Genomic DNA, 9,222 nt, shown 5'->3' with positions numbered 1-9,222 from the left:
TCGCAACCTAAATTTACGCAAGGAGCCTCAAAATGGCAAGAAAATGTGCTATTAGCGGTAAAGGCCCAATGAGCGGGAACAACGTTTCTCATGCGAAAAATAGAACTAAGCGCCGTTTTTTACCAAACCTTCGCACTGTTCGTGTAACACTCGAAGACGGTACAACTAAAAAACTCAAAATCGCTGCTTCTGAGCTTCGCACTCTTAAAAAAGATTCGTAACCTCCCGCGTGGAGTCCCACGCATTTCGGGAGTTTACTCCCACCTTTACTTCCCTAAAACTTCTCTTTATTACATTTTAAAAACACTGTTTTAACCTTGAGCTAGGTTATAATATTACCATTATTTAAATATCCTTTTTGGGAGCATATCAACATGTATACTATTAATCATATTGAAGGCGGTGTCTGTGCCGCAGAGGGATTTTTTGCCGACGGAATTCATATCGGACTGAAAAAAGAGGGAGCATATGACTTAGCTTTTATCTATTCCGAGATTCCTTGTGCGATTGCTTCGGTTTTCACTACCAATAAAATGACTGCGGCACCGATCCGCCATTTTCGTGCCAAGGGTGAATTCGAGGGAAATTTTGTCCTGGTTAATGCAAAAAATGCCAATGCAATGACGGGGCGTGCCGGAATTGATGACATTGATGAGGTTCTTAATGCGCTTCAAGAGCAATTTCCTCAGATCCAAAATCCTGTCATGAGTTCGACGGGGGTTATCGGAGTGCGTCTACCGAAAGCTAAAATCATAGAAGGAGCCAAGACGCTTGATTTGTCCCGACGCGACGGAGTACGTGCATCGGAAGCGATTATGACGACGGATACCTTCGCCAAACGTATTGCGTATGAAGTTGTTTTGGAAAACGGTCAGTCGTTTCGAATCGGCGCTATGGCAAAGGGTGCAGGGATGATTAATCCTGCGATGGCAACGATGCTTTGTTTTATCACGACCGATGCTGCAGCGGATAAAGCGACCATGCAAAGCATCCTCGATGAATGTGTCCATACGACATTTAATGCGGCGAGTGTAGATGGAGATACTTCGACGAACGATACGGTATTGGTTATGGCAAACGGCAAAAGCGGAGCATTTCATGCCGGTGCTTTCAAAGAGGCATTGGAATCGATGATGCTCTTTTTGGCCAAAGAGATGGTACGTGACGGAGAAGGAGCGACAAAACTCGTGACCTATAAAGTGACGGGTGCAATCAATGCGAATGAAGCGGAGATTGCTGCAAAAGCTCTATCCAATTCATTATTGGTTAAGACAGCTCTGTTTGGACAAGACCCCAACTGGGGACGTATCGCATCGACGGTGGGTGCGAGCGGGATTATGTGTGATGAAGCCTTTTTGAGCATCTGGTTTGATGATGTGTGTGTGTATAAAAAAGGGGAGCTGCTTTTCGATGAAAAACTTGAACCGTTTGCGGCTGCTGTGATGCAGAAATCCTCTTTTACGATTCATTGCGATATCGGGCTTCAAGACGGTGAATTCACCGCATACGGATGTGATTTGGGTCACGAATACGTCAAAATTAATGCGGATTATCGTACATAGTATTAGCATTCGCTAAGTGATAGGTTGCTATAATCGCGATAATTTATAGGCAACAGGAAGACCCATGCGCGGATATAAAATTTTCAGCGGTTCAGCATGTACCGAGTTTGCGGCGGAAGTGTGCAGAACCCTTGATGTTCCCCTCTCCAAAGCTTCAGTAAAACGTTTCAGTGACGGAGAGATTAACGTTCAAATCTCTGAAAGTGTTCGCGGACGTGATGTATTTATTATCCAATCAACGGGTGCACCATCGAATGACAATTTGATGGAATTGTTGATCATGACCGATGCGCTTCGCCGTTCATCTGCGAGTTCTATTACAGCGGTTGTCCCATATTTCGGGTATGCTCGCCAAGACCGTAAAGCAGCTCCCCGTGTTCCTATTACTGCAAAACTCGTAGCCGATATGTTTGAAACTGCTGGTATTGATCGTGTCGTAACGATTGATTTACATGCGGGACAAATTCAAGGTTTCTTTGACATCCCTGTTGATAACCTCTACGGTGCAATTATTTTTGAAGAGTATATCCGCTCTAAAAATCTCCCGAACCCGGTTATTGCCTCTCCGGATATCGGGGGTGTAACACGTGCCCGTTATTTTGCCGAGAAGCTCGGTCTTGAAATGGTTATTGTTGACAAACGCCGTGAAAAGGCGAATGAATCGGAAGTTATGAATATTATCGGTGATGTTGCCGGTAAAGATATCATTATGATCGATGATATGGTTGATACTGCGGGAACGATGGTAAAAGCGGCTGCCGCACTCAAAAAACGGGGTGCGACGTCGGTTATGGCATGTGCGACACACGGTGTTCTCAGCGGCAAAGCGTATGAAAATCTTAACAGCGGTGAGCTGGATGAATTGGTTATCTCCAATACGCTCGTATTGAGCGGTCAAAGTGATAAAATCAAGGTATTGAGTGTGGCCCCGCTTTTCGCCGAAGTCATTCGTCGTGTCTATCATAACGAAAGTGTTAACAGCCTTTTTAGCTAAGTCCTCTTTCGGGCTTTGCAGCCCAACCCCCTAAGCAGCGTTCTGCTATAATTTCACTAATTAAAATAAATGAGCAATAGAACCTAATGGATAACATTCGCAACTTTTCAATTATCGCCCATATCGACCACGGTAAAAGTACTTTAGCTGACCGTATTATTCAAGAGTGCGGAGCGGTCAGTGACCGTGAACTGAGCAAACAGATGATGGATACAATGGACATCGAACAAGAGCGAGGTATTACGATCAAAGCGCAAAGTGTTCGTCTCGATTACGTCAAAGACGGCAAACACTATATCCTCAACCTGATCGACACTCCGGGCCACGTCGATTTTAGCTATGAAGTCTCGAAATCACTGGCATCCAGTGACGGTGCATTATTGATCGTGGATGCGGCGCAGGGGGTTGAGGCACAAACTATTGCGAATGTCTATATGGCGATGGAAAACAATCTCACCCTCATCCCTGTTATCAATAAAATCGATCTCCCCGCTGCCGAACCGGAACGGGTCGCCGAAGAGATCGAAACGACGATCGGGATCGATGCAACCGATGCGATAATGATTTCGGCAAAAACCGGAGTAGGGATTCGAACATTGATCGATGCAATCGTCGATCGTATTCCGGCTCCTGTCGGGGACCCATCTGCTACGACTAAAGCAATTATTTATGATTCGTGGTTTGATACGTATCAGGGGGCTATGGCATTGGTACGTGTATTTGACGGTGAGATCAAGATGGGTCAGATGATTAAACTGATGCACAACGATGAAAATCATCAAGTATTGGAGTTAATGTATCCTCATCCTCTTCGCCGCCAAAAAACGCAAGCGATTAAGGCCGGAGAGATCGGTATTGTCATTCTGGGTGTTAAAGAGGTTGGATCTATCCGTGTCGGCGATACGATCACCGATGCACGTAATCCAGCTCGTGAGCCGGTTGGTGAATACGCTCCGGCAAAACCGTTTGTTTTTGCGGGACTTTATCCGATTGATACCGATGAATTTGAATCGGTTCGTGATGCCCTTGATAAACTCAAACTCAACGATAGCAGCCTTAGCTATGAACCGGAAACGTCTATCGCTCTGGGGTTTGGATTCCGTGTCGGATTTTTGGGAATGCTTCATATGGAGGTGGTCAAAGAACGGTTGGAACGTGAGTTTAATCTCGATCTTATTGCTACGGCGCCGTCTGTTGTCTATAAAGTCTATAAAACCGACGGAACGATGGTCGAGGTGCAAAATCCGAGCGAACTTCCTGAACCTCAGAACATCGAGCGGATCGAAGAACCTTATGTTCGTGCAACGGTAATCGTTCCGACCGACTATTTGGGAAATGTCATTACCCTTTTGACTGCTAAGCGCGGAATGCAGGAAAAAATGGAGTATCTCAACGAGACTCGGGTGATGCTCATTTATGTGATGCCGATGAACGAGATCGTTGTCGATTTTTACGATAAACTCAAATCAACCTCCAAAGGGTATGCGAGTTTCGATTACGATCCTATCGAATTCCGTCAAGGGGATTTGGTCAAACTCGACGTCCGTGTTGCGGGAGATGTGGTCGATGCTCTGAGTGTTATCGTACCGCGAACTTCTGCCGATACTCGAGGTCGGGCACTCGTTACGAACATGAAAGAGATCGTTCCTCGTCAGCTTTTCGAAGTGGCGATTCAAGCCTCTATCGGAAACCGTGTTATCGCCCGTGAAACGGTCAAATCGATGGGGAAAAACGTTACCGCAAAATGTTATGGGGGAGATATCTCCCGTAAACGCAAACTTCTCGACAAACAAAAAGAGGGTAAGAAACGGATGAAGGCGATCGGGAAAGTTCAGCTTCCCCAAGAGGCGTTCATGTCCGTTCTTAAAATGGATTAACATGCGCTGCATGATGTGTGAGCGATTCAGTTTTTCACACATCTGCCGTTCTTGCCAAACGACGTTTCTCACTCCGACACTCCACAAACGAAAAATCCTCGGCTCCGTCGAGGTACTCTCTTTTTTCCCTTATGACGACATTGAACCGCTGCTGCTGACGAAACATACAGATGTCGGATATTATATTTATACGATTTTAGCAAAGCGTGCACTTGGCGCTTTCGCTGCACAGTGGCAGTATGAACATCGTGTGAATTCTATCGGAATCGATGACAATGCCAAAGGTGGGTACAGCCACACGGCGATTCTCAACCGTGCCTTGAAGTCATCTCGTATAACGCCGGTTTACGGAAAATTACGGGCTACGAACGACCATAAATATGCCGGTAAAAGTGTCGAAGAGAGGCTTTTGAATCCGAGAGGATTTAACTATATGCCTTTCGAACAAGAAGAGGTGATTTTGGTCGATGATATCGTGACAACAGGAACAACACTGAGCGAAGCTGCCGAAGTGCTTCGCTCTCAAGGGAAAAAAGTGCTCTTTTGCCTCACGCTGACCGATGCAGAGAATCGATAACGAGATTAATATCCTTCTTCCGTAGTGATACGGGCATCGACAATGGCACGTCCGATCGTAAAGTGGTAGAGCGATTGATATTTCAGATCTTGAAGTCCTAACAGTGCATGAAATTCATCGTCTAAAAAGCATCCGATTCCCGTTGCACTGAGCCCGAGAGATGTTGCCTCAAGATAGAGCATTTGACCGATAGCCCCGCATTGGTGGTAGAGATTTTTGTATCCTATGGCACCGTGATTTTCAAGTGAGCCTGAAAAATTACAAAGCATACCGAAACTAAAGGCTGCATCTTTTGCAATCTCCTGATTGCAGGATATCATCTGTGCCGCTCCTCGATAATCACCTTCTCTCAGCAGATACAGACCCTCACTATAATCCCTCCACTCAAACGTAATATCCATGGCTACTTTTAGAGACTCTAAATCAGCTGCATTTCGGACATAGGTGTACAACCCTTTCGCCAATCCCTCAACACGATGTACGAAAAGGACGAAATGGACATCACTTGTCTCAGAGCAAAAAAGCGAAGCGTTGAGGAGTCGGCGAAACTGCTCTTCGGTGATGGAGGTACTATCCATCATTTGGGCACTGCGCCGTTTTAATATGATCTCTCCGGCACTTTTAGAAGGCGGCGGAGTGATACGAGATTGCGTCAAAGATTGAGTAAGTGGATAGACTCCTTGTGTCGCAGCATCAATAACTTCTAAAATCGGCCAATTATGATGGGATGGGCTGAGGATGTTGGCACGGCTGTCCAATTGTGGCAGTGCGGGTAAATCGATATCAGAAGTTTCTGCGGGTGAGAGGGATAGACGCAACAGTAAATCCGGACTCTCTTGCTCGTGGGGATCAAAGCGGTGGATTTGATCCAAACCGCAAAGCCGTCCAATCTCTTTACTGTCGACGCTTAGAATATCGCATTTCCATCCCAGTACTGCGGCACTGATCTTTATCGCCTGATACGCATGTCCGGCATCGAGCTGGCAATAACGCCAACATCGTTCACCGTATTTCCAGGCTTCACGCCAAAAAATAGAGCTTAATGCGATTAGAACTGTATTTTCTTCGATATCTAAGGGCGTGTCGAAGTGATGGAGAATTTCGAGAGCGTTTTCACGCGGTGCGTAATGGGAAAGAGCAGGGGTCTGACTGATCCCTGCCAGCGCAGGGGTGAGGATATAGCATTCACTGGGTTGGAGATTCCCGCTGCTGGCATTGCATCGAAGCGCCCAACGTGAACCGCTGTGGCTTTTCCATGCGGCGAGTCCGAGAGCGTATCGGAGCAGTTGGGAGACGGATTCCAAACACAAAGGTGCAGCGGGAAGGTCTCCGCCAAACAAAAGATGGTATGGAGGGGTGATAGTACTGAGTTTCAGAGGAATAAGCTCTGCCCCCTCGTATCGACGAAAGGGATTTGGCTGGGTTGCCCAGTCCATATAACCCAGGCTTGCAGCATAACGGGTGGGACGGTGTTTGGTTCGGTCGTGATATTCGAGGACAGTTGTAATATTTTTCATGGGGGGATTGTCGGTTATAGGGGATAAAATTCCCCTATATTTTTACATTAGCGCAGGGTTTTTAAGAGTTCAGAAAGCATCTGATCATGAGTTGTCGTAGTATCGATCTGCATGCGGGCCAAATCGGATTTGTACGATCCACGATAATGAACCCCTTTTGGGGTAATATCAGCTCGAACGGCGGCATCAAAATGGATGAGCGGCTGCGTAATGTTGTATTCTTGGCGTAACACATCCGGAAGCGTCGATGCTTTTGTAATACTTACAGTGACAATACCGCCTTTGGTCGTAAATTCTCCTGCTCCGTCAGCTCTTCCCGTCACAGGAGCTTTGAGTGCAAAAAGGGCAAATGCCTCTTTTAAGTCAGCATGATTGAGATGAAATGTGACGGATGCGGGCTCTAAATCGGGAATGGACACTAAAAGGGAGGTATCACTTTTGGCAACATCGGTATGGGCAGTAAGGGTGAGAAGTTTTTCGTCTCCGCTAAGCGTAGAACTTAACTCCGCACTGCCGCCCAAAGGGATACCGACAAACTGTTCCAAAACTCCGGCATGCTCTAGTGAAGCATCTATGGTGATATTCACATCGAAGGGTTTGACACGTCCGTATTTATCTGCCAGCAAAGATTTGAGATCAAAGGATTCGTTACTATCTTCTTTAATCGGTGTCGGGGTAAAACGATGCGTTTGGGTACTCACATGGATAAGCCCGTCTACATCACGACGATCGAATCCGCGTAAAGCAATGTTACCGGAGAGTATCGTATCGGTTTTTGAGGGGTATTTGAGCAGATGAAGAAGCGGCTCATACGCGATATCATGAAGTTTGAGTTCGAGTATCGCGAGGTGAAAACGGTGCAATTCGATTTGATACAGAATATCTCCTCCAAAAATCGTTGCGTTTCCGTGAATGTCGAATGCTGCAATCCCTCCGCTTAGGGCACCGTCGGTTTTAAACGGCTCAGTTAGAGGGTTCAACCCTTTTTCATGGAAACATTCCAACCGATAATGGGCGTAAAGTCGTAGGGTGAGGAGCGAAAAGCCCCCTTGGGTTGAGAGGGTATTTCCGAATGTATCTTGAATCATCAGATGAAAACGGTTGTGGCGCAATGCGAATTCTCTCAAAGTAACGGGTGTGGAGAGGGCAGAGCTTAGGGATTTTTCAATAATAGGGGTCATCATACGATTTCCCAACGGAGTGAAGAGGACAATGGACAGTAGTAGTAATACACCTAAGAGAGATAGGAACACTTTTCCAAAAAGGGTTCGGCGAAGAAAGGCTAATCGTTTCATAGATGTGCCACCGCTAAGATCCATGGGGTACCGATCGCTAAAAAGATAACGAGATTGAGCAGAGTAATCGCACCGCCGTAGATATAGATTTCGCGTGCACTGATGTATCCGGAACTGAGATAGATAGCATTGCACGAAGAGCCTTGCGGGGTGATCGTAGCATTAAAATTGGTTGCAAACAACAGCATCATTGCCATCAACTCTCCCGGAACACCGGCTGAAACTCCGATGGAAAGAAAAATTCCGAAAAGGGCAAGCAAATGGGCACTTTGGGAGACGAACAGATAATGGATCAAAACATAGACGATGACGAGCAGGAGATAGACCCATCCCCAAGACAACCCGATCAAATATCCGGTAAAATGGTTGGCAACGGCTCCCATAAATCCCATTTCGGCCAGCTGGGTAGAGAGAGCAAAGAGGATGGCAAACCAGATCAGAGTACTGAGCGCTTCACCCTGCGTTCTAAAATCTTCGACACTGAACACTCTCGAAGCCATCAATACACCAAGTCCGCCGAAAGCAACGGCCGCTTTGTCGATCGGGAATATCCCTGAGAGGGACCATAAGGCAAGCATCCCTAAAAATACCGTTCCGGTAATCCATTCGTTACGGCTAATACGCCCCATGGTAATGAGCGCTTCGCGTGCCATTTTGGGAGCATCGGGTGTTGCTTTGAGTTCAGGGGGATAGATACGAAATAAGACCCACGGTATTAAAATAAATGCGACAAGTGTCGGCAATAAAGCATAGACGAGCCATGAACCGAACGTGATATGAATTCCCATCGTTTCCGCGATTTTGGCTCCGATCGGATTAACCGCCATTGCGGTGAGCCATAATCCCGAAGAGATCGTGAGCCCCGCCATCGACGTCATCATCAGGTAGCTTCCCGCTTTTTTATGGGTATTGTCCCCCGTTTTGGATCCGCAATCGTGAGCAAGACCGTAAACGATCGGATAGAGAACACCGCTTCGAGCGGTATTGCTCGGAAATGCAGGAGCTATTAGAATATCGGTAGCGATAAGGCTGTATCCCAGCCCGAGAGTAGAATGGCCGAAACGGCGAATAATATGGAGTGATATCCGTTTTCCGAGTCCTGATTTGTGAACCGCGTGTGAGACTAAAAAAGCGGCGACGATGAGGAGGATAAAACTTTCCGAAAATCCGGCATACGCTTTTGCAGGCTCAATGACCCCGGTTAAGACACTTACTGCCAATGCAATGACCGATGCTGCGATGATTGGCAGTACGTTACCTAATATAGCTATAATAGTTGTCAGGAAAATCGTAAAAAGTTGCATGCTTTTGGAGTTATGGCGAGTGGCGGAGGGGTAAACCACAAGAGCAGGGCAAAAATCCCAAGCAACAGTACGGGGAAAAGCTGTTTAACTCTTGGT

8 protein-coding genes are annotated in these 9,222 nt (G+C 46.6%); 5 read left to right on the top strand and 3 right to left on the bottom strand.

The window, feature by feature from the left end; genetic code table 11:
• The first annotated feature begins 32 nt into the window (after positions 1–32).
• From rpmB to PHP90_RS12880, 5 genes are all read left to right on the top strand, one after another.
• On the top strand, positions 33–221 hold the full coding sequence (gene rpmB / locus PHP90_RS12900) for a 50S ribosomal protein L28 (protein WP_013459236.1): 189 nt from the start codon (positions 33–35) through the stop codon (positions 219–221).
• Positions 222–374: 153 nt separating this feature from the next.
• Positions 375–1,562 carry a bifunctional glutamate N-acetyltransferase/amino-acid acetyltransferase ArgJ gene (argJ, locus tag PHP90_RS12895; protein ID WP_299930713.1) on the top strand — a complete coding sequence of 396 codons (1,188 nt, stop codon included), beginning with the start codon at positions 375–377 and terminating at the stop codon, positions 1,560–1,562.
• A 64-nt stretch (positions 1,563–1,626) separates the two neighbouring features.
• Entirely contained in the window at positions 1,627–2,556 is a 930-nt protein-coding gene (locus PHP90_RS12890; RefSeq protein ID WP_299930710.1) for a ribose-phosphate pyrophosphokinase, read from the top strand.
• An 86-nt stretch (positions 2,557–2,642) separates the two neighbouring features.
• Positions 2,643–4,433 carry a translation elongation factor 4 gene (lepA, locus tag PHP90_RS12885; protein ID WP_299930707.1) on the top strand — a complete coding sequence of 597 codons (1,791 nt, stop codon included), beginning with the start codon at positions 2,643–2,645 and terminating at the stop codon, positions 4,431–4,433.
• A gap of 1 nt (position 4,434) precedes the next feature.
• Positions 4,435–5,010: a phosphoribosyltransferase family protein gene (locus PHP90_RS12880; RefSeq protein ID WP_299930704.1), complete on the top strand. Its 576-nt coding sequence runs from the start codon at positions 4,435–4,437 to the stop codon at positions 5,008–5,010.
• A gap of 5 nt (positions 5,011–5,015) precedes the next feature.
• Here PHP90_RS12880 and PHP90_RS12875 read toward each other — a convergent pair whose 3' ends face one another.
• The 3 genes from PHP90_RS12875 to PHP90_RS12865 are packed head-to-tail and all read right to left on the bottom strand — an operon-like array spanning position 5,016 to position 9,126.
• On the bottom strand, positions 5,016–6,527 hold the full coding sequence (locus tag PHP90_RS12875; protein ID WP_299930701.1) for a SagB/ThcOx family dehydrogenase: 1,512 nt from the start codon (positions 6,525–6,527) through the stop codon (positions 5,016–5,018).
• Between the two features lie 47 nt (positions 6,528–6,574).
• Entirely contained in the window at positions 6,575–7,822 is a 1,248-nt protein-coding gene (locus tag PHP90_RS12870) for a hypothetical protein (RefSeq protein ID WP_299930699.1), read from the bottom strand.
• Positions 7,819–9,126, bottom strand: coding sequence for a DASS family sodium-coupled anion symporter (locus PHP90_RS12865; RefSeq protein WP_299930696.1), 1,308 nt, complete (start codon positions 9,124–9,126; stop codon positions 7,819–7,821). Before PHP90_RS12865 ends, PHP90_RS12870 begins: the two co-directional genes overlap by 4 nt.
• Between the last annotated feature and the right edge of the window lie 96 nt (positions 9,127–9,222).

It is taken from the genome of Sulfuricurvum sp. (assembly GCF_028712165.1).
Taxonomy (GTDB): Bacteria; Campylobacterota; Campylobacteria; order Campylobacterales; family Sulfurimonadaceae; genus Sulfuricurvum.
This window is presented reverse-complemented; position numbering and strand designations above follow the sequence as displayed.